The sequence below is a fragment of the Aeromonas fluvialis genome (genome assembly GCF_000819885.1).
In the GTDB taxonomy this organism is placed as follows: Bacteria; Pseudomonadota; Gammaproteobacteria; order Enterobacterales; family Aeromonadaceae; genus Aeromonas; species Aeromonas fluvialis.
Window position 1 is genome coordinate 281,910 of record NZ_CDBO01000011.1, and the last position, 21,199, is coordinate 303,108.

Below are 21,199 nucleotides of genomic sequence, written 5' to 3' on the forward strand. Positions count from 1 at the left end.
GTAAATCAGGTAGCCCTCGACCGAGGGACCAAGGAGTAAGTGTGAATAAAGCGTTGAAAGTAGCTGGTTTGAGCTTTGCACTGATGGCTGCCGGCATGGGTTCTGCCTTCGCTGAGACCAAGATTGCCGTGGTCGACATGGGCGAAGTGTTCCAAAAGCTGCCCCAGCGTGAAGCCGTTGCCGCCAAGCTGAAAGGCGAATTCGAGCCGCGTATGCGCGAGCTGCAGAAGCTGGAATCCGAAGGCCAGAAGCTGGTCGAGAAGTTCAAGAAGGACGAAGCCTTCATGAGCGCCGATCAAAAGAAGCAGACCCAGGAGAAGCTGGCCAAGCTGCAGATGGAGTTCAACCAGAAGCGTCAGGCATTCGAGCAGGACAATGGCCGTCGCCAGTCTGAAGAGCGCAACAAGATCCTGACCAAGGTGCAGGCTGCCATCGACGCCATCGCCAAGAGCAATGGTTACGATCTGGTGCTGGAGCGCAATGCCGCCCCGTATGCCGCCAGCAAGCTGGACATCTCCGGCCAGGTTATTTCTCAGGTAAGCAAGAGCAACTAATTGATGGCATTCACTCTCGCACAGCTGGCCCAGCAACTGGGGGCCCAGGTCCATGGCGACGGAACCCTGGAAATCCGCAAGGTAGCGACACTGGAAAAGGCCGGGGAGGGGGATATCACCTTCCTGTCCAACAAAAAGTTCCGGCACTATCTGGAGCAGAGCAAGGCGACCGCCGTGCTCATCACAGAAGCGGATCTGTCTTTTTGTCCCACCAATGCCCTGGTGCTCAAAGACCCCTATGTGGGCTTTGCCCGGGTGGCCCAACTGCTGGATACCACCCCGCAGCCGGCCACGGATATCCATCCGAGCGCCGTTATCGCGGCTGATGTGCAACTGGGCGAGAGAGTGGCCATCGGTGCCAATGCGGTGATCGAATCCGGCGTCGTGCTGGGTGACGATGTGCGCATTGGCCCGGGCTGTTTCGTTGGCAAGAACACCCGGCTGGGAGCTCGCTCTCGGCTGTGGGCCAACGTCACCCTCTATCACAATGTGACCATGGGTACCGACTGTCTGGTTCAATCCGGGACAGTAATCGGGGCCGATGGTTTTGGCTACGCCAACGAGCGTGGCGAGTGGATCAAGATCCCCCAGCTTGGCGGCGTGACCATAGGCAACCGGGTCGAGATCGGTGCCTGCACCACCATTGACCGTGGTGCGCTGGAAGATACCCGCATCGCTGACAACGTCATCATCGACAACCAGTGCCAGATCGCCCACAACGTCGAGATCGGCTACGGCACCGCCGTGGCGGGCTCCACCGTGATGGCGGGTAGTCTCAAGGTCGGCAAATACTGTATCATTGGCGGCGCTTCCGTCTTTAACGGGCATATGGAGATCTGCGACCAAGCTACCGTCACCGGTATGGCCATGGTGATGCGCCCCATTACCGAGCCCGGTGTCTACTCTTCCGGCATCCCCCTGCAGACCAATAAAGAGTGGCGCAAGACCGCCGCCCGGGTGTTGCGTATCGACGAGATGCACAAGCGGATTAGCAAGCTTGAGAAGACGCTGGATCAAGAATAATCACGATTGGTATAGGGTACTGTTTTGACTACTGAAAAGAAGAGCCTGGGTATCCAGGAAATCATGGATCTGCTGCCCCACCGTTATCCGTTTCTGATGGTGGATCGGGTGGACGACTACGAGATCAGCGATGAGCGCAAAACCCTGCGCGCCATCAAAAACATCTCGTTCAACGAGCCGATTTTCCAGGGCCACTTCCCGGCCAAGCCGGTGTTTCCCGGTGTACTGATCCTGGAAGCGATGGCACAGGCCACCGGTATCCTGGCGTTTACCATGGTGGGCAAGCCGTCCCCCAACGAACTCTACTATTTTGCTTCAATCGACAACGCTCGCTTCAAGCGTCCGGTTGGCCCCGGTGATCAACTGGTGCTCGACGTGGTGTTCCTGAAAGAGCGTCGCGGTATTGCCAAGTTCACCGGTGTCGCCACCGTCGACGGTGAAGTGGTCTGTACCGCCGAGCTGATGTGCGCCAAACGCGAGGTTTAACACACGTGATCGACCAGACTGCCATCATTCACGATACAGCCATCGTCCATGAGTCTGCCGTTATCGGTAAAGGGGTTGAAATCGGCCCCTTTTCTGTCATCGGCGCCGAGGTAACGATCGGTGACAACACCTGGGTGGGTTCCCATGTGGTGATCAAGGGCCCGGCCAAGATTGGTCGTGGCAACAAGATCTTCCAGCACACCTCCATCGGTGAGGATTGCCAGGACAAGAAGTACGCCGGTGAGCGCACCTTCCTTGAGATTGGCGACAACAACGTCATTCGCGAAAACTGCACCTTCCACCGCGGTACAGTGCAGGATCAGAGCCTGACCAAGGTGGGCAGTGGCAACCTGTTTATGGTCAACGTCCACGTCGCCCACGACTGCATCATCGGTGACAACTGCATCTTCGCCAACAACGCGACCCTGGCGGGCCACGTGGTGATCGGCGATTTCGTGATCTTTGGTGGTCTCTCCGCGATTCACCAGTTTGGCCGCGTCGGCTCCCACGCCTTCGTCGGTGGCTGCGCCGCGCTCAACAAAGACGTGCCCCCCTACGTGATGGCTGCTGGTAACTACGCAAAGCCGTTTGGGGTCAACTCCGAGGGGTTGCGTCGCCGTGGTTATACGCCCGAGGCCATCTCTGCCGTCAAGCGCGCCTACAAAGAGATCTTCCGATCCGGCAAGACCATCGAAGAGGTACTGCCTGTGCTGATCGAGATGGCGCAAGCCGAGCCGGCCGTCCAGCTTTATGTGGACTTTCTCAAAGATAACGAGCGCGGGATTATCCGTGCCTGATCCGGTTCGCATCGGTATCGTCGCCGGAGAGGTCTCCGGCGACATTCTGGCTGCCGGTCTGGTGCGCGAGCTGCAAGCTCGCTACCCGGATGCGCAGTTCGAAGGGATCGCCGGCCCCCGCATGCAGGCCCTCGGTGTGAAGGCCCTGTTCGAGATGGAAGAGCTCTCCGTCATGGGGATCACCGAGGTGCTGGGCCGTCTGCCACGCATTCTTAAGGTCCGTCGTGAACTGCTGCGCCACTTTATCGCCAATCCGCCCGATATCTTCATCGGCGTGGATGCACCGGATTTCAATATCGGGGTGGAGCTGAAACTGCGCCGCGCCGGTATCAAGACGGTTCACTATGTCAGCCCCTCGGTATGGGCCTGGCGCCAGAACCGCATTCACAAGATCAAGGCGGCCACCGACATGGTGCTCGCCTTCCTGCCGTTCGAGAAAGCCTTCTACGACCGTTTCGAGGCCCCTTGCCGTTTTGTCGGCCACACCATGGCGGACGATATTCCGCTGGTGCCGGATCAGGCCGCCGTGCGTCGCAATCTCGGTATCGATGCCAATCGCCGCTGGCTGGCAGTGCTGCCGGGCAGCCGCACCGCGGAAGTGGGCTTTATGTCCCCCCTGTTTCTCGAAGCGTGCAAACACCTCACGGTGCGCTATCCGGATCTCGGCTTTATCGTGCCCCTGGTCAACCAGAAGCGGCGTGAGCAGTTCATGGCCATCAAGGCCGAGGTGGCACCGGAGCTCGACATGGTCCTGCTGGAAGGGCAGGGGCGCGAGGCGATGATCGCCGCCGACGTGGTGATGCTCGCCTCCGGCACCGCTGCGCTTGAAGCCATGCTGGTGAAAAAGCCGATGGTGGTGGGCTACAAGCTTAAGCCCTTCAGCTACTGGCTGGCCCAGCGACTGGTGAAGACCGAGTTTGTCTCTCTGCCCAACCTGCTCGCCGGTCGCATGCTGGTGCCGGAGCTGATCCAGCACGAGTGCACCCCGGAGAATCTGGTGATCGAGGTGAGCAAGTACTTCGAGCACGACAACAGTGCGCTGGTCAACACCTTCACCGAGCTGCACCAGCTGATCCGCTGTAATGCCGACTCGCAGGCCGCCGATGCGGTGGCGGATCTGCTCGGCAGATAACGCTATGTCGGACTGTCGATTGCGCCGCGCTACCCGTTAATCTGTTTTTCGAGCGGTGATGCCGCGCCACTCGACCCCTGTCAGGCCCCACGGGGCCTGTTTTGATTCAAGGCTACAAGATGATGATCGATATTCCTGACGACAAGCTGGTTGCCGGTGTGGACGAAGTGGGCCGTGGCCCCCTGGTGGGTGATGTGGTCACCGCTGCGGTCATTCTCGATCCCGCCAATCCGATCGCGGGGCTCAACGACTCCAAGAAGCTCTCCGAAAAGAAACGGCTGGCGCTGTTTGACGAGATCAGGGAGAAGGCGCTCGCCTGGGCCATCGGTCGCGCCACTCCGGAGGAGATCGACGAGCTCAACATCCTCCATGCCACCATGCTGGCGATGCAGCGCGCCGTGGCGGGGTTGAAGGTCACCCCCGAGCTGGTCTTTATCGATGGCAACCGCTGCCCGGCATTGCCGATGGAAGCGCGCGCCGTGGTCAAGGGCGACAGCCTGGTGGCCGCTATCAGCGCTGCCTCGATCCTCGCCAAGGTGACTCGCGATGCGGAGATGACCGAGCTGGACAGCCGCCATCCCGAGTATGGCTTTGCTCGTCACAAGGGCTACCCTACGCCTGAGCACCTCGCCATTCTGGCCGAGCGAGGTCCGCTGCCGGAGTATCGCAAAAGCTTCAAGCCGGTGCGCCGCGCACTGGGGCTCGAATAATCCATGCTGATCTGTCTGAACGATTTCTGCCTTGATTGTTTCTGCTTGCGTAATGAGAGGGCATGACAATGGCTGACCCCCGTTTTATCCATCTGCGCGTTCACACCGACTTCTCCATGGTGGACGGTCTGCAGAAGATCAACCCCATCGTCGGGGCTGCCGCAGCCGACAACATGCCGGCGATCGCCCTGACCGACCAGATGAACATGTGCGGTCTGGTGCGCTTCTATGGCGCCGCCCATGGCAAGGGGATCAAGCCCCTGGTCGGCGCCGACGTCTGGGTTCAGAGTGAGGAGCTTGGCAACGAGCAGTTCCGCCTCACCCTGCTGGCCATGGACAACGAGGGTTACCAGAATATCACCTTGCTCATCTCCCGCGGTTACCAGCGCGGTCACGTGCAGGGGCGCCCGGTCATCGACAAGAGTTGGCTCGCCGAGCACGCCAAAGGGGTGATCGTCCTCTCCGGCGGGCGTGAGGGGGATGTGGGCAAGTTCCTGCTCAAGGGTAACCGGCAGATGACCGAGCAGTGTCTCGCCTTCTATCAGACCCACTTCCCGGATGCCTACTATCTCGAACTGCTGCGCACTGGTCGACCCGATGAAGAGGTCTATCTGCACATGGCGGTGGCCATCGCCACCGAGTTCGCGCTGCCGGTGGTGGCGACCAACGAGGTGGTATTCCTCTCTACCGATGATTTCGACGCCCACGAGATCCGGGTGGCCATCCACGATGGCTACACCCTGATGGACAAGCGCCGTCCCCGTCGCTATAGCCCCCAACAGTACCTGCGTAGCCAGGAGGAGATGCTGGATCTCTTCGCCGACATCCCCGAGGCGCTGGAGAACACGGTGGAGATCGCCAAGCGCTGCAACGTAACGGTGCGCCTCGGTGAGTACTTCCTGCCCAACTTTCCGACCGGCGACATGACCACCGAAGATTTTCTGGTGGCCAAGTCGCAAGAGGGTCTGGAGGAGCGTCTCGAATTTCTGTTCCCGGATCCGCAAGTGCGCGCCGAGCGCCGTCCCGAGTATGACGAGCGTCTCGATATCGAGCTGAAAGTGATCAACCAGATGGGCTTCCCGGGTTACTTCCTCATCGTGATGGAGTTTATCCAGTGGTCCAAGGACAACGGCATTCCCGTTGGCCCGGGCCGGGGCTCGGGGGCTGGCTCTCTGGTGGCTTACGCCCTCAAGATCACCGACCTCGACCCGCTGGAATTTGACCTGCTGTTCGAACGTTTCCTCAACCCCGAGCGGGTATCCATGCCCGACTTCGACGTCGACTTCTGCATGGATCGGCGCGATGAGGTGATCGAGCACGTCTCCGAGATGTATGGCCGGGACGCGGTATCCCAGATCATCACCTTCGGCAGCATGGCGGCCAAGGCGGTGGTGCGGGACGTGGGCCGGGTGCTGGGTCACGCCTACGGCTTCGTCGATCGCATCTCGAAACTCATTCCGCCGGATCCGGGCATGACGCTCGCCAAGGCGTTCGAGGCCGAGCCCAAGCTGCCCGAGCTCTACGAGCAGGACGAAGAGGTCAAGGACCTCATCGATATGGCGCGTCGCCTGGAAGGGGTGGTGCGCAACGCCGGTAAACACGCCGGTGGCGTGGTGATCGCGCCTACCAAGATCACCGACTTTGCGCCGCTCTACTGCGACGACGAGGGTCATCACCCGGTCACCCAGTTCGACAAGAACGATGTGGAGTACGCCGGTCTGGTGAAGTTCGACTTCCTCGGGCTGCGCACGCTTACCATCATCGACTGGGCGCTCGGCATGATAAACCCGCGTCTGGCCAAAGAGGGCAAGCCGCCGGTGGACATCGCCGCGATTCCTATCGATGACAAGAAGTCGTTCGATCTGCTCAAACGCTACGAGACCACGGCGGTATTCCAGCTCGAATCCCGCGGAATGAAGGATCTTATCAAGCGGTTGCAGCCCGACTGCTTCGAAGACATGATCGCTCTGGTGGCCCTGTTCCGACCTGGCCCGCTCCAGTCCGGCATGGTGGATAACTTTATCGATCGCAAACGCGGGGATGAGGCTATCTCGTACCCGGACGCCACATGGCAGCACGAGAGCCTGAAGCCTATCCTGGAGCCTACCTACGGCATCATCGTCTATCAGGAACAGGTGATGCAGATCGCCCAGACCCTGGCGGGCTATACCCTGGGTGGGGCGGACATGCTGCGCCGGGCCATGGGTAAGAAAAACCCGGCCGAGATGGCCAAGCAGCGTTCCGGTTTCGAGGAAGGTGCCGTCAAGAATGGCATTGACGGCGAACTGGCGGTAAAGATCTTCGATCTGGTGGAGAAGTTTGCGGGCTACGGCTTCAACAAATCCCACTCCGCCGCCTATGCGCTGGTCTCCTACCAGACCCTCTGGCTCAAGACCCACTTCCCGGCCGAGTTCATGGCAGCGGTGATGACCGCCGATATGGACAACACCGACAAGATAGTGACCCTGGTGGACGAGTGCCAGCGGATGGGGCTGACCGTGATCCCGCCGGATGTCAACACAGGTCGCTATCGCTTCTCGGTCAACGAAGATGGTCATATCGTCTACGGCATCGGGGCGGTGAAAGGGGTGGGTGAAGGGCCCATCGACGCGATTCTCAGCGCCCGGGACCAGGACGGCCCGTTCCGCGATCTGTTCGACTTCTGCAACCGGGTCGACACCAAGAAGCTCAACAAGCGGGTGATGGAGAAGCTGATCCTCTCCGGTGCCATGGATCGGCTCGGCCCCCACCGCGCCGCCCTGATGGCCACGCTGGAGGAGGCGATGCGGGCCGCTGAGCAGCACGCCAAGGCACAAGCCGTGGGGCAGGTCGACATGTTTGGCGTGCTCACCGAAGAGATAGACGACGTCAAGAAGGCGTTTGCCAATGTGCCGCACTGGCCTGACAAGGTGTGGCTGGAAGGGGAGCGCGAGACCCTCGGGCTCTACCTGACCGGTCACCCCATCAACCAGTACAGCAGCGAATTGCGTCGTTATACCTCGGGTCGCCTGTGCGATCTGCATCCCACCTCCCGCGATACCGTCACCACGGCAGCGGGGCTGGTGATTGCGGCGCGCAGCATGGTGACCAAGCGTGGCAACAAGATGGGGATCTTCACGTTGGACGACCGTTCCGGTCGCCTCGATGTGACCCTGTTCAGTGAAGCGCTGGAAAAATATGAAGAATTGATGCAAAAAGACCGTATTTTGGTGGTTTCTGGACAGGTCAGCTTTGATGACTTCTCCGGTGGCCTTAAAATGTCGGCCCGTGAATTACTGGATATCAACGATGCGAGGGAGCGTTTTGCCAGAGCAATCCGTATCTCCCTCGATGATCAGCGGATAGATGATCGCTTTTTCCCGCGTTTGTGCGAGATTTTGGAGCCAGCCCGTGCCGGAGTCTGTCCGGTTCAGGTAAACTATCGTCGCCCCGGTTCCCGGGTGCGATTGACGCTCGGTACCGAGTGGCGGGTGACGCCCACCGATCAACTGATAGATGACTTGCGAGTCCTGCTTGGACGAGAGCGGGTTGAATTGGTTTTTGATTAGAGGTTCTAAGGCCCTATGAGTCTTTTTCTGGATTTTGAACAGCCGATTGCCGAGTTGCAGGCGCAGATTGATGAACTCAAGCATGTGAGTGAAGGCAATCGTGCCGTGGATCTTAAAGACGAGATCCGTCGGCTGGAGAAGAAAAACGAAGAGCTGACCAAGAAGATCTTCGGTGATCTGGGGGCCTGGCAGGTATCCCAGATGGCGCGTCATCCCCAGCGCCCCTATACCCTCGACTACCTCGAGCACATCTTCACCGATTTCGACGAACTGGCCGGTGATCGCGCTTACGCCGATGACAAGGCCATCGTCGGCGGCATCGCCCGTCTCGACGGCGAACCGGTGATGGTGATTGGTCACCAGAAGGGTCGCGAGACCAAAGAGAAGATCAAACGCAACTTCGGCATGCCGCGTCCGGAAGGATACCGCAAGGCCCTGCGTCTGATGGAAATGGCCGAGCGCTTCAAGATGCCGATCATCACCTTTATCGACACCCCGGGTGCGTACCCCGGCGTGGAGGCCGAAGAGCGTGGCCAGTCCGAGGCGATTGCCCGCAACCTGAAGGTGATGGCCGGTCTGACCGTGCCGGTCGTCTGCACCGTGATCGGTGAGGGTGGCTCCGGTGGTGCCCTGGCCATCGGTGTGGGTGACCGCGTCAACATGCTGCAGTACTCCACCTATTCGGTCATTTCGCCGGAAGGGTGTGCCTCCATCCTGTGGAAGAGTGCCGACAAGGCCTCTGTGGCTGCCGAAGCGATGGGCATCACTGCCCAGCGTCTGAAGGAGCTCAAGCTGATCGACCACGTGATCGACGAGCCACTCGGCGGTGCCCACCGCGATGTGGAGAAGATGGCCAAAAACCTCAAGGCCCGCATCAAGCAGGATCTGGACGCACTGCGTTCGCTCGATACCGAGCAACTGCTGGAGCAGCGTTACCAGCGTCTGCTGGGCTACGGCTACTGCTAAGCGCAGCCTCACCTTGAGCATCCAGGCCCCCGTCATCGACGGGGGCTTTTTATTGCTGATGACCTGCCGTGCGGTGATTGCCCTGACGCGCCATGAAACGGCGCAGCACTGCATTCGCGGGTGAGGGGCAGTTGGTATGCCATGCGGTTGGTGATGGCTGTCAGGGGCAGGCAGATGAGTGCGGTACGCTTTGTCTGTGGCTGGTCTGTCTCTTGTCCACAGCATCTGGTGGTATCGCTGGTGGTGGTATGACATGCCGCGTGATCATCCGATAGCGGCATAAAAACGCGCCCCGGCTGTGCGGAGCGCTTTTACAGGTGTCTGGCGGTATTACAGTTCAATCTCGTCTGTCAGACCTTCATAGGCGATATCGATGGATTGCAGCTCCTTCTGCAGGCGGTGCTTGTCTTTCAACGCCTCGATTTCACGCCATTTACGTTTTTTTCCCGTTGTCCCGCGGCTACGCGAACCGAGTTCAACCACCTCGTCATAATCGAAGTTGAACATTTCCATGGCTCCCTCCTTGGTTTTTATCGTTTTCACCACCCGTATAACATAACGAATCTGAAATTAAAACGTTTTCGTGACAACTCTATGACAGTGCTAAAAAAGCCCATTAAAAAAAACCGGGCCCCTTGGTAGAGGCCCGGTTTTTTTAGAAAAATGAACTGATTACAGGTGGCTTGCCAGCATGGTTTCCAGCTTGCCCTGGTCGATGGCGAACAGGCGGATGCCTTCGCCCAGCTTCTCGTGAGCCATGGCGTCCTGGTTCAGTTCCCAGCGGAATTCGGCTTCGGTCATCGGAGTCGGTTTGGCCTTGCGCTCACCGGTGTAGTCCAGTTTGCGTACTACGGCGCCTTCGGCCTTGCTCAGCTCTTCCAGCAGCGCCGGGCCAATGGTCAGGCGGTCGCAACCGGCCAGTTCCAGGATCTCGCCGGTGTTGCGGAAGCTGGCGCCCATCACCACGGTCGGGTAGTCGTGCTGCTTGTAGTAGTTGTAGATGGAGGTGACGGAGACCACACCCGGATCTTCGCTGGCGGTGTAGTCACGGTTGTGCTTGGCCTTGTACCAGTCGAGGATGCGACCCACGAACGGGGAGATCAGGAAGGCACCGGCTTCGGCACAGGCACGGGCCTGAGCGAAGGAGAACAGCAGGGTCAGGTTGCACTGGATACCCTCTTTCTCCAGTACCTCGGCGGCACGGATCCCTTCCCAGGTGGAGGCCAGTTTGATCAGAATGCGGTCATTGCTGATACCCGCTTCGTTGTAGAGGCGGATCAGCTTGCGCGCTTTGGCGATGCTGGCTGCGGTATCGAAGGAGAGACGGGCATCCACTTCGGTGGAGATGCGGCCCGGTACGGTCTTGAGCATTTCCAGGCCGATGTTGACGGCCAGCTTGTCGCCCGCGTCGATGATTTGCTGTGCCTTGTCCTGGCTCTGGGCTTTGGCCCAGTTGATGGCATCGATGATCAGCTGAGCGTACTCGGGGATCTCGGAGGCCTTCAGAACCAGAGAGGGGTTGGTGGTGGCATCGATGGGCTGATAGCGTTTGATGGCTTCGATATCACCGGTGTCGGCAACAACAGTGGTCAGGGCTTTCAGCTGGGTTAATTTATCGGCCATAGCGAATATCATCTCTTAATGAGGGAGTCATCCCTGGGTTGCGGGCTTGAGACGGTGGTTCTGAAATAAAATTACAGGATCTTGGTGCCTCAGGCTCAGAAAAGCGCGATGGGGGTGGCCCATCGTCATTGCTTGCCTAATTAATACTGATGTGGTGCATCCTGCAATAGGGGCGCTTGGTTGTTAAACATTCAGGCTGTTGAGTTATCCCGTTTTATGGTATGAAACTATATGATTAGTAAGGTTTTTTACTTTCATTTCAGACCTCGCTCCAGTTTGCTTTCAGCTGAACTTTTTTAGCCAATATCCATATTTGTGTCGTCGATCACATAAATTATCTCGCCATGTACTTGAAATTTAATTACAGCGAAAACGTTTGGCAAAATATGCCGGGTTGAAAGCCATTTCATGCAAGCGTTTGCGTATCCGGATAACTCATCAGAGACATATCAAAATAGTTCTCTTATGGAGCTTGATTGTCGCGGCTCTGATTAAATGCTCGGATTTGTTGAAAGTTTGCGATTTAAATGGCGCTTTATGGGCTTTGACCGTTCGTTTTTTGTGTTCACAGCGATCGGGATCACTATTCCGGGCTCTCCCGCTGTGCTAGATTCCGCCCCTTTAGCGAAACGCTAATTAAACGACAGACAGAAAACGGTCAGCGCAGACTGACCATGGATGTGAATAACAACGAGAGAATTATGGACACCTTGATTGCGATGCTAAACGACCTGATGTGGGGAGCCGTGCTCATCTACCTGCTGATCGGGGTCGGTATCTTTTTCACCTTCAGACTGGGTTTTATCCAGGTTCGTCACTTTGGCCACATGTTTTCCGTGCTGAAAAACAGCCGTAAATCGGATAACGCAGGCATCTCCTCTTTCCAGGCGCTCTGTACCAGCCTCGCCGCCCGCGTCGGCACCGGTAACCTGGCCGGTGTGGCCGTTGCCATCTATCTGGGTGGCCCCGGCGCCATCTTCTGGATGTGGCTGATCGCCTTTATCGGCATGGCGACCGCTTTCGTCGAAAGCACCCTGGCCCAGCTCTACAAGGTCAAGGATGAGGATGGTAACTACCGTGGTGGCCCTGCCTACTACATGGAGAAAGGCCTTGGCATGCGCTGGATGGGGGTACTGTTCTCCCTCTGCCTGATCCTGGCATTCGGCCTGGTGTTCAATGCGGTGCAGGCCAACTCCATCAGCCTGGCGATGAATGTCGCGTTTGGCATTCCTGACTGGATCAGCGGTCTGACGCTGGTGGTGCTCTCCGGCCTTATCATCTTCGGCGGCATTCGTGGCATTGCCCGTTTCGCCGAGCTGGTAGTGCCTTTTATGGCACTGGCCTACATCCTGCTGGCGCTGGTGATTGTGGCGATGAACATCACCGAATTGCCCGGGGTATTCAGCCTGATCATCAAGTCTGCCTTCGGCATTGAACAGGCGGGCTCGGGGGCCATGGGTTATGCCATCTCCCAGGCGATGATCAACGGCATCAAGCGCGGTCTCTTCTCCAACGAAGCAGGGATGGGCTCTGCGCCCAATGCCGCCGCGACGGCTACCCCCTATCCGCCGCACCCGGCTTCACAAGGCTATGTGCAGATGCTGGGGGTTTTTATGGACACCATCGTCATCTGTAGCTGTACCGCCGCCATCATCCTGATGTCCGGTCAGTTTGAGCCGGGCTCCGGTGTGACCGGGGTAGAGCTGACACAGCGCGCGCTATCTTCCCAGATTGGCAGCGGTGGCAACATCTTCATCGCGGCCGCCATCTTCTTCTTCGCCTTCACTTCCATAGTGGCGAACTACTCCTATGCCGAGACCAATCTGGTGTTCCTCGAGCACAACCACAAGGGCGGCCTGATGCTGTTCCGGGTGTTCGTGCTGGGGATGGTGATGTTCGGTGCGGTGGGTGAGTTGCCGATTGTGTGGGCCATGGCGGATGTCTCCATGGGGCTGATGGCCATCGTCAACCTGGTGGCGATCCTGCTGCTCTCCAGCGTCGCCATCAAGCTGGCCAAGGATTACAACGACCAGCTCAAGCTGGGTAAGTTGCCGACCTTCGATGCCAACAAGTACCCCGAGATCCGCTCCCAGCTGGAAGCGGGGATCTGGGACAATCCGACCAAAAAATAACAAGCGGTGAAGCAAACCTCTTGATTAAAACCTGAAGGGGGAGCCGGTGGCTCCCCCTTCTTTTATGGTGCACCCGTTGGCTGTTGATCCCAGCGCTGGGCGAGCTGTCTGACACGCCATCGCAACTGGCGCCAGCAGCGCCTTTGTTGCCGTTCGCTGAGGGGGGCATAACGCCAGCGGCGATAGAGCCATGCCGCCTTTAACAGAGGGTGAGCAAGGTCGGGACGCAGCCGAGCCAGCCGCTCGCACCATGCCCCCATGCTCTCGGCGGGCTCTGGGGGGTAGCCGCTGCGTTTGCCTCGTTTGAGCAAGGGCTGCCAGATACGCCGCGCTGGTGGCAGACGGGCGGGCAACAGCAGGGGCAGACTCACCAGCAGGGCGACCAGCATCAGGCTCGCGAGGATCAACCAGGGTGTATGCCCGGCCAGTGCTGGCCAGCGCAGGCCGAGTTGCTGCCAGAGCTGACCGGCATCGTGTCCCAGTACCCAGCGGCTCCACTGGTAGTCGATGTTGTTGCTCCACCAGCGCAGCTGATTGAGCAGGGCCCAGTTGCGATAACGCTGCAACGCCAGTGGATCAGCGGCGGTAAACTCGTCGCTCAGTGCCTCCCTCACCCCGCCCTCAATGCGCTCCGGCGCCACCGCCGCGGTGGGGTCGACTCGTCGCCATATCCCCCCTTCATCGAGATACTCCACCCAGGCGTGCGCATCGAATTGGTGTACCGCCAGATAGTTGCCCGTGGGATTCCACTCGCCGCCGAGATAACCGGTGACCAGCCGTGCCGGAATACCGGCGGCGCGCAGCACGAAGGCAGTCGCCATGGCGTAGTGGCCGCAAAAGCCCTGCCTGGTATCGAACAGGAATGTATCCACCCCGTCACGGCCAAGTCGTGGCGGGGTCAGGGTGTAGTAATAGGATTGGCTGCGAAACTGCGCGAGCAGGGCGGCGACCAGCGCCGCGCGATCCGGATAGCGCGCAGCCAGCCCTTGGCCGTGAGCCCGGGCTCTCGGATTGCCCTGGGCTGGCAGTTGCAGATTGCGCAGGAGTGCTTGCGGGTCTGCCTCCAGTCGCGGCTCACCAGAACCGATGCGATAACGGATCGCCACCTCGCCGCTCCCCTGACGATAGAGGGTATCGAGGGGGGTGAGCAGCACCGGACCTGCCAGAATAGTCGGTTCACTGAGGGCAAAGGCCCAGCGGTGGCGCTGGGGCTCGGCAATTACCTCGTAGCTGCCGGCTGGCAATGGACTATCCAGCTGCGTGGTTGCCTGTGACGATGACGCCAGCAGCGTGAGCCCGGTTTGTACCGGCACCGACTGTTGCCATGCCTTGATTTCGGGGCTTAGCAACCAGCGTTGGCCATCGAAAACCTCTTGCCGCATCACCGGAAAGTAGCGTTCATGGGTGGGGGGCGGCCCATCGGAAAAGGTAACGCGAAAGGCCAGTTCCGAGGCGTTGACCAGTTCGCTGATATCGCCGGGGGCCACCTCCTCCGAGAGGCCCGACAGGGCGCGGCTGGTAGTGGGCATCTGCCACAGGGGCGGGAGTCTTGGCAGCAGCAAGAAGAGGGTGATGAGCAAGGGAAGGGCCAGCAGCAGGGCGCCACCCGCGCTGCGCCAAGGCCGTTTCTGCTCGGGGGCGATGGCGGCCACCAGCGTGGTGACCGCCAGCCAAAGAGTCATCGCCATCCCCGCCGTCCAACCGATGCTTTGTCGCTGTACCAGCGCCAGCGCGATGAGGAAGAAGGCGAGCAGCAGCACCTGCTCGATATCCCGTTCGCGCCGCACCTCGATCATCTTCAGGCTATAGCCGAGCCAGAGCAGGTTGATCAGGGCAGGCAGGGTGCCCAATGTGCGCCACTGCAACCCCAGCAACACCACAGCAGTGATGGCCAGCAGTGCCAACCAACGGGCAGGCAGGGGTGGCCAGCCGCGCCACAGCATCATGGCCCGGACGCCGAGGGTGATGACGCCCACCGCCACCACCCAGATCTGCAGTTGGGGCCAGAGCGCCGCGACCAGCAGCAGCTGTTGCAGGACGATGAGTGGCAGCAGGCGGCGGTTATCGAGCAGCATCCGACCAGCTCTCCTGCGGCTTGTCATCGAATCGGGCCAGTGCCAACAGGCAGCGCTGTACATAGGCGGTGCCGCTATCGGGCCCCAGCATCTGGCCTGCCAGTGTGAGAGTGAAGGGGATGCCCCGCTTGCCGTAATCGGCGCACCACCAGGCCAGCACAGCCAGCCGCTGCTCCAGATCCCCACCCGCAACCCGCTGCAACGTGAGGTGAGTATCATCCTGTTGTGGTTCATGGAACTGCTTGGTCAGCAGGCCGCGCCCTTGGGCAAGTTGCTTCCAGGCGACTCGGCTCAGTGGCTCACCGGCTTGATGTGTCCGCAGGCTATCAAAGTCACCGAGGGTGGCCGGAGCAGGCTGGCCCTGATGCCCCTCGCTTTCGGTCGCATGTTCCCCTCTTAGCGCCCCGAACGCCGGTTTGGGGGCGAGCCAGCCCTCCAGTTGCAAGTCCAGCAGCGACCAGCAGCGAAACAGGCCGAGGGGGTAGCGGCTCTCGACCCGCAATCGGCCAAGGGGCAGTGGCCCACGGTGCGAGCCCGATACCGGCAGGCTCAAGGTGCGGGGCACAGCGTCGGCCTGTGTCAGCCAGAGGGTGCCTTCGTTGAGGCTAAAGTGAAGTGCCAGCACCGGGCGCGGGCTCTGTACCAAGATAAGGATAGGAAGCTGGCTACCCGCTTCCCCCAGCACCAGCGGGCCCCCCAACAGCTCCAGCCCCAGCAGGTTGCGGTGGGTGAGCCACATGGCGGCCATAAACAGGCTGCCGAGACAGTAGGCCACCAGCAATACCAGATTGTTCTGGTAGTTGGTGCCGAGCAGATAGATGGCGAGCAGCATCAGCAGATAGAGCAGTCCCATGCGGGTGGGGAGGATAAACAGGCTGCCGGTACCCAGCGTGATCTGGCGGGCCGGGGGAATGCGGCGATCGAGCCAGCGCCGCTGCCAGCGGGCACGCCACTGCTGCCAACGGTTAAGCACTTTGCTCATCAGGGATTGTCCGGATCGACCCTGGCCAGCAACCGCTGGCTCAGGGGACAGGCTTCGCCGTGTTGTACGCCAAAGCTGCCTCGCAGCCGGTGTTCGGCCACATAGGGGAAGACTGCCTGCACATCCTCTACCGTGACAAAGCGCCGTCCCGCCACCAGCGCCCAGGCCCGGCTCACTGCCAGCAAGGTTTGGGCTGCCCGGGGGGAGAGGGGCTGTGGCAGGTCCCCATCAAAGCGGCTCTGGTGCACCAGTGCCAGCAGGTAGTCGAGGGTGGCATCGGAAACATGGATGGTATCTCCCTCTGCTTGCAGGGCGGCGAGCCCGGCGGCATCCAGCATGGCGGGCAACGGGCCTGTCGGCTGGTGGCCGCGCAACAGCTGGCGCTCCGCCTCTCGCGGCGGAAAGCCCAAAGAGAGTCGCACGGCGAAGCGGTCGAGCTGGGACTCCGGCAGCGGATAGGTGCCCGCCTGATCCGCCGGGTTCTGGGTGGCGATGACGAAAAATGGATCGGGGAGGGGATGCGTATTCCCCTCAATGCTCACCTTGCCCTCGGCCATTGCCTCCAGCAGGGCGCTCTGCACCTTGGGACTGGCGCGGTTGATCTCGTCTGCCAGCAACACTTGGGTAAAAACGGGGCCGGGGTGAAAGCGAAACGCTTGTTGTTGCGGGTCAAAGATCTGCAGCCCCAGCAGATCGGCGGGGAGCAGATCGGCGGTGAACTGCATCCGCCTGCATTCAAGCCCCAGCACCTGCGCCAGCGCATGGGCCAGGGTGGTCTTGCCCATGCCGGGCAGATCCTCGATCAGCAGATGGCCGCGCGCCAGCAGGGTCACCAGCGCGATGTTCAGTTGCAGCGGCTTGCCCAGAATGACTCGCTCCAGTGCCGCCAGCACCGCCGTGATGTGCTCTTGTGATCTCACCTGCGCCTCCATTTCTCTCTTCGGCCCCTACAGCTTATACGCCAGCGAGCGGAGTAAGGGCTCATCTAGCGGTTATCAGCACCGCTTAAGTTAAGTGCCTAGCACGGGTTCACGGGTTAAAATTGTGTGCCATTCAACTCTCTTCATGCACAGGCGGCCTTCGATGTGGCGGGGTTAAATGGTGCCAGTGTGGGGTGGCTGTCCGCAGATCAGTGGAGTGAACCAGTCCCACAGGATGACGGTTCCTCTGCAGACCCTGCCGATCTAAACCGGCGTGTTTGGCAAGAGCGGGATGGCGACTCTGCTGATTGCGGTGGTGATGGGGTTGATGGTGCCCTGGCTTAACCGGATGATGAATGCGGGCCAGACAGAGGCCGAAGGGCTGGTGGCGGGACAAGCACAGGTGTACTGAGGTGATAGTGCGAGACAAGGCAAGGGCTGCGACCCTTGCCTTGTTGTTGATGGCTTAGTTGTACTGCTCTTCCATCCAGGCTTCGACGATCAGTTGTGCCGATACCCCGTCCACACTCCCTTTCTCCAGAGCGCGATAACCGCCTCGCTCAAACAGCCGGGCGCGGGCATCCGTGGTGGTGAGTCGCTCATCTTTGAATTCCACCTGCTTGCCAAAACGGCCGTGCAGCCGGTTGCCGAACTTGCGGGCTCGCACCGTGATCTCCTGATCGGTGCCATCCATGTTCAGCGGCAATCCGACCACCAGCAGGTCCGGTTGCCACTCCTTCAGCAGCTTCTCAATCTCGTCCCAGTTGGGGATGCCGTCGTTGGCCTTGAGGGCGCGCAGAGGCTGGGCTGTGCCAGTCAGCTCCTGACCGATGGCGACGCCAATGCTCTTGGTGCCATAGTCAAAGCCCATGATGCTGCGTGATGACATAACTGATAAATCCTCGAAATAGAGAGCGGAGCGGGCCAGCCGATCAGCTGTGGCCGATGTCGCTGGAGAGGTGAACCGGGTTCACCCCTATGCTGGCGGCGGCTTGCTGCCAACGTTTGTGAATGGGGGTCTTGAACACCAGAGCCGGATTAGGGGGGATCACCAGCCAGGCGCCGTCCACCAGCTCCTGCTCCAGCTGCCCGGCGCTCCAGCCGGCATAACCAAGGGCCACCAGCCAATGGGCAGGAGCCTCGCTCGTACCCAGGGTTTCCAATATGTCCTTGGAGGTGGTCACCATCATCTCATCCCCCACCTGCAGGGTGGAGTTGAAACCGGGGCGGAAGCTGTGCAGCACAAAGCCGCGATCGGCGTGCACCGGCCCCCCTTGCAGCACCGGCTGCTTGAGCTCCGGGTTGTTGGGCGGGTTGAGTTTGAGCTGGGTCAGCATGGTTTCCAGCGACATCTCGACCGGAATGTTGACGACCAACCCCATGGCGCCCTCTTCGTTGTGCTCGCACAGATAGACCAGCGAGCGCTCGAAATAGGGATCCGTCAGGCTTGGCATGGCAAGCAGGAAGTGATTTTGCAGTGTTTGCATAGAGGCCAAATAGTGCAAAGGTATTTGAAGCAATTATGGCAGCTCGCCTCGTTGGGCAAAACCGCTTTTTGGGACGGGCGAGATCCCGCCCCTATCCGGATTGTCTTGAAACAGAGAGGGTGGCACTGGGCCACCCTCTCTGTTTCCGGGCTTGTCAGGGGCGAGTTACCCCTGAACAGGCCGGTTAGCCTGCTTGGCGATCACTGAGCCAGTCGGCGCTCGATGGCATCCATCAGCATGCCGGTGATGTGCACATCGAAAGCCGCTTCAATCTCGCGAATGCAGGTCGGGCTGGTGACGTTAATCTCGGTCAGCCGATCGCCGATGATATCGAGGCCAACGAAGATAAGGCCCTTCTCTTTCAACGTCGGGCCCACTGCACGGGCGATGGCCCAGTCAGCATCGCTCAAGGGGCGCGCTTCACCACGGCCACCGGCCGCCAGATTGCCACGGGTCTCGCCCTGCGCCGGAATACGGGCGAGGCAGTAGGGAACCGGCTCACCGTCCACCACCAGCACCCGCTTGTCGCCATCCTTGATGGCGGGCAGATAGGTCTGCGCCATGCAGTACTGGCTGCCGTGGGCGGTCAGGGTCTCGATAATCACGCCGACGTTGGCGTCATCTTCCTTCATGCGGAAGATCGAGGCGCCGCCCATGCCGTCCAGCGGCTTCAGAATGACGTCCTTATGCTTCGCGTGGAAGGCGCGCAGCTTGTCAGCGCGGCGAGTCACCAGCGTGGTCGGTGTGTGCTCGGCAAACCAGGCGGTGTAGAGCTTCTCGTTGGCGTCGCGCAGGCTCTGCGGTTTGTTGACGATGAGGCAACCCTCATCCTCGGCCCGCTCCAGCATGTAGGTGGCATAGATAAATTCGGTGTCGAACGGCGGATCCTTGCGCATCAGGATCACATCGAGGTTGGAGAGGGGCTGATCCACCACCTCGCCCAGGGTGTACCAGTCGGCATAGTCATATTTGACGGTGAGCGGGCGCATGGTGCCAAAGGCGCGACCAGCTTCCATGTAGAGATCCTTCATCTCCAGATAGAAGAGCTCATAGCCGCGCTTTTGCGCCTCTTCGAGCATGGCAAAGCTGGAATCTTTCTTGATGTTGATGGCCGAGATGGGGTCCATCACGATGCCGAGTTTAATGGTCATCCGAATATCCTTCTGGTGGCTCGATTGCGAGTGCGATTCTTAAAACCTGCTTCAGGCCAGATCGCCAAAGCGGCACTGCAGCGCAGTTATCGCAGTCAGGGCGGCGGTTTCGGTGCGCAGCACCCGCGGCCCCAGCAGCATCTCTTTGAAATCTTCCTGCACGGTACGGGCGATCTCGTCGCTCGACAATCCCCCTTCCGGGCCAATCAGCAGGCGCACGCCATGCTCGGGAACGGGCAGGGTGTTGATGCTGTAGGGCGCGCGCGGGTGCAGGTTGAGCTTTAGCTCCCGGGTCTCCTCCGCCAGCCAGGCATCCAGCTCCATCGGCATGCGAACGACGGGCACCACGTTGCGGCCGCACTGTTCGCAGGCGCTGATCACCACTTTTTGCCACTGCTCGCGTTTTTTCTCCAGCCGATCGGCCGGCAGCTTGACGCCGCAGCGCTCGGAGAAGAGCGGGGTGATGCAGGTGACGCCCAGCTCCACCGATTTCTGGATGGTGAAGTCCATCTTGTCGCCACGGCTGATCACCTGACCGAGGTGGATGGCAAGGGGGGATTCCACCGATTGGGCGTCGCAGCTGTCGATGGTCACTTCCACCGACTTTTTGCCAACGCTGGCGATGGTGGCGGGATATTGATTGCCATCGCCGTTGAACAGCTCAAGCTGCTGGCCCGGCTGCATGCGCAGTACCCGGCCAATATGGTTGGCGCCGTCTTCCGACAGGGCGATGGTCTGGCCAACTTGCAGGGTGGCCGGTTCATAGATACGTGGAATGCGCATGGCTGCTTGTCAGTCTCTTGCTTGGAAACCCTTCATATCCTGTTGCGAGGCGGCGAGCTAGGCTCACGCAGCAGTGGGGAAGGGTTTCATGATAAGAGGGGGCGCTCCCCCTCCCTGGTCAAATGGGGTTATTGGCACTGCTTTTCAATAAAGGGATTGGTATTGCCCTGCAGTGTGCCGATGCGGCGGTTACGCTCGCACTCCCAGCCTTCTGCCGGATACTGCCTGTCCCAGGCTTCAAACAGTTTACGCTGTTGCGCCGCGAGGCGCAGCCCATACTGCTGGCTCATATAGAGGTAGGCGCGGGCGATCTGACCCCGTACCTGCCCCTTGGGCGGTTGCACCCGACGATCCTTGAAATCCACTAGCATCTGGCACTGGCCGTACTGATCCGGCTTGCCGTTCCAGTCGGAGAAGCGATAGTTGGCCCGATCACCGTTCACCTCGCCGATGGCGGGGACGAGGTTGTGCATGTCCCCCTCCATCTTGTTGAACTCATCGCTCTTGCCGCAGTTTTTGCGGCCACCATCCTGCCAGCACTGCAGTTGATGGCCAAATTCCCAGGCGGGTACCACGTGTTCCCACTCGATGCGGGCGGCGCGCTTGGGTTGCTTGCGCGGCTCGTAACCGCAGCTGGCCAGATCCGGGCTCATTTTTTTGCCCTGATAGCGAATGTCGCAGCCGCAGTAGAAGGTGGTGACTGTGGGCTGGGTTTGATAGAGCTTGACCAGATCCTGCTTGGCGGTGCGAAAAGTCTGGGCATGAAGGGGCAGGCTGACCAACAGAGTCAGGGCGACAGAGAGCAGGGGACGAAACATGAAGATCCTTGG

General features: G+C 60.0%; 19 protein-coding genes and 1 pseudogene. 10 read left to right on the forward strand and 10 right to left on the reverse strand.

Annotated features, from left to right (window positions below):
• Window positions 1-41 precede the first annotated feature (41 nt).
• From BN1125_RS03465 to accA, 8 genes are all read left to right on the forward strand, one after another.
• On the forward strand, window positions 42-554 hold the full coding sequence (locus BN1125_RS03465) for an OmpH/Skp family outer membrane protein (RefSeq protein WP_042010692.1): 513 nt from the start codon (window positions 42-44) through the stop codon (window positions 552-554).
• A gap of 3 nt (window positions 555-557) precedes the next feature.
• The gene (gene lpxD / locus BN1125_RS03470; RefSeq protein ID WP_042010747.1) at window positions 558-1,577 is read left to right on the forward strand and encodes a UDP-3-O-(3-hydroxymyristoyl)glucosamine N-acyltransferase; all 1,020 of its coding nucleotides are present in this window, start codon (window positions 558-560) and stop codon (window positions 1,575-1,577) included.
• A 24-nt stretch (window positions 1,578-1,601) separates the two neighbouring features.
• Window positions 1,602-2,063 (forward strand): 3-hydroxyacyl-ACP dehydratase FabZ, encoded by a 462-nt coding sequence (fabZ, locus tag BN1125_RS03475; RefSeq protein WP_042010693.1) that lies wholly within the window; start codon window positions 1,602-1,604, stop codon window positions 2,061-2,063.
• A gap of 5 nt (window positions 2,064-2,068) precedes the next feature.
• Window positions 2,069-2,860, forward strand: coding sequence for an acyl-ACP--UDP-N-acetylglucosamine O-acyltransferase (gene lpxA, locus BN1125_RS03480; protein ID WP_084202239.1), 792 nt, complete (start codon window positions 2,069-2,071; stop codon window positions 2,858-2,860).
• Window positions 2,853-3,992 carry a lipid-A-disaccharide synthase gene (lpxB, locus tag BN1125_RS03485; protein WP_042010694.1) on the forward strand — a complete coding sequence of 380 codons (1,140 nt, stop codon included), beginning with the start codon at window positions 2,853-2,855 and terminating at the stop codon, window positions 3,990-3,992. Before lpxA ends, lpxB begins: the two co-directional genes overlap by 8 nt.
• A 119-nt stretch (window positions 3,993-4,111) precedes the next feature.
• Window positions 4,112-4,702, forward strand: coding sequence for a ribonuclease HII (gene rnhB, locus BN1125_RS03490; protein ID WP_042010749.1), 591 nt, complete (start codon window positions 4,112-4,114; stop codon window positions 4,700-4,702).
• 68 nt (window positions 4,703-4,770) lie between these two features.
• Window positions 4,771-8,250 (forward strand): DNA polymerase III subunit alpha, encoded by a 3,480-nt coding sequence (gene dnaE / locus BN1125_RS03495; RefSeq protein ID WP_042010696.1) that lies wholly within the window; start codon window positions 4,771-4,773, stop codon window positions 8,248-8,250.
• A 15-nt stretch (window positions 8,251-8,265) separates the two neighbouring features.
• Window positions 8,266-9,216, forward strand: a complete 951-nt coding sequence (gene accA, locus BN1125_RS03500) for an acetyl-CoA carboxylase carboxyl transferase subunit alpha (RefSeq protein WP_042010697.1) — start codon at window positions 8,266-8,268, stop codon at window positions 9,214-9,216.
• A 330-nt stretch (window positions 9,217-9,546) separates the two neighbouring features.
• On the opposite strand, the gene BN1125_RS03505 is transcribed toward accA, so the two are convergent.
• Both BN1125_RS03505 and tal read right to left on the reverse strand, forming a co-directional pair.
• Entirely contained in the window at window positions 9,547-9,729 is a 183-nt protein-coding gene (locus BN1125_RS03505) for a DUF3545 family protein (protein ID WP_005338547.1), read from the reverse strand.
• Between the two features lie 159 nt (window positions 9,730-9,888).
• A complete protein-coding gene (gene tal, locus BN1125_RS03510) occupies window positions 9,889-10,839 on the reverse strand; it encodes a transaldolase (protein ID WP_042010698.1) in 951 nt (316 codons plus the stop codon).
• A 701-nt stretch (window positions 10,840-11,540) separates the two neighbouring features.
• On the opposite strand from tal, the gene BN1125_RS03515 reads away from it, so the two are divergent.
• Window positions 11,541-12,971: an alanine/glycine:cation symporter family protein gene (locus BN1125_RS03515; RefSeq protein WP_042010699.1), complete on the forward strand. Its 1,431-nt coding sequence runs from the start codon at window positions 11,541-11,543 to the stop codon at window positions 12,969-12,971.
• 62 nt (window positions 12,972-13,033) lie between these two features.
• Here BN1125_RS03515 and BN1125_RS03520 read toward each other — a convergent pair whose 3' ends face one another.
• From BN1125_RS03520 to BN1125_RS03530, 3 genes are read right to left on the reverse strand one after another with little or no spacing between them, the layout of a single operon-like run.
• Entirely contained in the window at window positions 13,034-15,046 is a 2,013-nt protein-coding gene (locus BN1125_RS03520) for a transglutaminase TgpA family protein (RefSeq protein WP_042010700.1), read from the reverse strand.
• Window positions 15,033-16,028 (reverse strand): DUF58 domain-containing protein, encoded by a 996-nt coding sequence (locus BN1125_RS03525; RefSeq protein ID WP_042010701.1) that lies wholly within the window; start codon window positions 16,026-16,028, stop codon window positions 15,033-15,035. The genes BN1125_RS03520 and BN1125_RS03525 overlap by 14 nt, the downstream gene beginning before the upstream one ends.
• On the reverse strand, window positions 16,028-16,948 hold the full coding sequence (locus BN1125_RS03530) for an AAA family ATPase (RefSeq protein ID WP_052446048.1): 921 nt from the start codon (window positions 16,946-16,948) through the stop codon (window positions 16,028-16,030). Before BN1125_RS03530 ends, BN1125_RS03525 begins: the two co-directional genes overlap by 1 nt.
• Before the next feature lie 235 nt (window positions 16,949-17,183).
• Between BN1125_RS03530 and tppB the strand changes: the two are divergent.
• Window positions 17,184-17,360: pseudogene (gene tppB, locus BN1125_RS19745) on the forward strand (dipeptide/tripeptide permease); the annotation flags it as partial.
• A 54-nt stretch (window positions 17,361-17,414) separates the two neighbouring features.
• Here tppB and ruvX read toward each other — a convergent pair.
• The 5 genes from ruvX to BN1125_RS03560 form a co-directional block, all read right to left on the reverse strand.
• Window positions 17,415-17,837, reverse strand: coding sequence for a Holliday junction resolvase RuvX (gene ruvX / locus BN1125_RS03535; RefSeq protein ID WP_042010703.1), 423 nt, complete (start codon window positions 17,835-17,837; stop codon window positions 17,415-17,417).
• A 43-nt stretch (window positions 17,838-17,880) separates the two neighbouring features.
• Complete coding sequence (locus tag BN1125_RS03540) at window positions 17,881-18,435, reverse strand: YqgE/AlgH family protein (protein ID WP_042010750.1); 555 nt, start codon at window positions 18,433-18,435, stop codon at window positions 17,881-17,883.
• 200 nt (window positions 18,436-18,635) lie between these two features.
• Window positions 18,636-19,586: a glutathione synthase gene (gene gshB, locus BN1125_RS03550; protein WP_042010705.1), complete on the reverse strand. Its 951-nt coding sequence runs from the start codon at window positions 19,584-19,586 to the stop codon at window positions 18,636-18,638.
• 51 nt (window positions 19,587-19,637) lie between these two features.
• Window positions 19,638-20,369, reverse strand: coding sequence for a 16S rRNA (uracil(1498)-N(3))-methyltransferase (gene rsmE, locus BN1125_RS03555; protein ID WP_042010706.1), 732 nt, complete (start codon window positions 20,367-20,369; stop codon window positions 19,638-19,640).
• A gap of 128 nt (window positions 20,370-20,497) precedes the next feature.
• Window positions 20,498-21,187, reverse strand: a complete 690-nt coding sequence (locus BN1125_RS03560) for an endonuclease (protein WP_042010707.1) — start codon at window positions 21,185-21,187, stop codon at window positions 20,498-20,500.
• Window positions 21,188-21,199 lie beyond the last annotated feature (12 nt).

Excerpts from the sequence above, each read along its gene's own strand:
- tal (WP_042010698.1), bottom strand. The coding sequence starts at position 10,839 with ATGGCCGATAAATTAACCCAGCTGAAAGCCCTGACCACTGTTGTTGCC.
- rsmE (WP_042010706.1), bottom strand. The coding sequence starts at position 20,369 with ATGCGCATTCCACGTATCTATGAACCGGCCACCCTGCAAGTTGGCCAG.
- dnaE (WP_042010696.1), top strand. The coding sequence starts at position 4,771 with ATGGCTGACCCCCGTTTTATCCATCTGCGCGTTCACACCGACTTCTCC.
- accA (WP_042010697.1), top strand. The coding sequence starts at position 8,266 with ATGAGTCTTTTTCTGGATTTTGAACAGCCGATTGCCGAGTTGCAGGCG.
- BN1125_RS03515 (WP_042010699.1), top strand. The coding sequence starts at position 11,541 with ATGGACACCTTGATTGCGATGCTAAACGACCTGATGTGGGGAGCCGTG.
- BN1125_RS03560 (WP_042010707.1), bottom strand. The coding sequence starts at position 21,187 with ATGTTTCGTCCCCTGCTCTCTGTCGCCCTGACTCTGTTGGTCAGCCTG.
- rnhB (WP_042010749.1), top strand. The coding sequence starts at position 4,112 with ATGATGATCGATATTCCTGACGACAAGCTGGTTGCCGGTGTGGACGAA.
- BN1125_RS03505 (WP_005338547.1), bottom strand. The coding sequence starts at position 9,729 with ATGGAAATGTTCAACTTCGATTATGACGAGGTGGTTGAACTCGGTTCG.
- BN1125_RS03540 (WP_042010750.1), bottom strand. The coding sequence starts at position 18,435 with ATGCAAACACTGCAAAATCACTTCCTGCTTGCCATGCCAAGCCTGACG.
- ruvX (WP_042010703.1), bottom strand. The coding sequence starts at position 17,837 with ATGTCATCACGCAGCATCATGGGCTTTGACTATGGCACCAAGAGCATT.
- BN1125_RS03520 (WP_042010700.1), bottom strand. The coding sequence starts at position 15,046 with ATGCTGCTCGATAACCGCCGCCTGCTGCCACTCATCGTCCTGCAACAG.
- BN1125_RS03525 (WP_042010701.1), bottom strand. The coding sequence starts at position 16,028 with ATGAGCAAAGTGCTTAACCGTTGGCAGCAGTGGCGTGCCCGCTGGCAG.
- gshB (WP_042010705.1), bottom strand. The coding sequence starts at position 19,586 with ATGACCATTAAACTCGGCATCGTGATGGACCCCATCTCGGCCATCAAC.
- lpxD (WP_042010747.1), top strand. The coding sequence starts at position 558 with ATGGCATTCACTCTCGCACAGCTGGCCCAGCAACTGGGGGCCCAGGTC.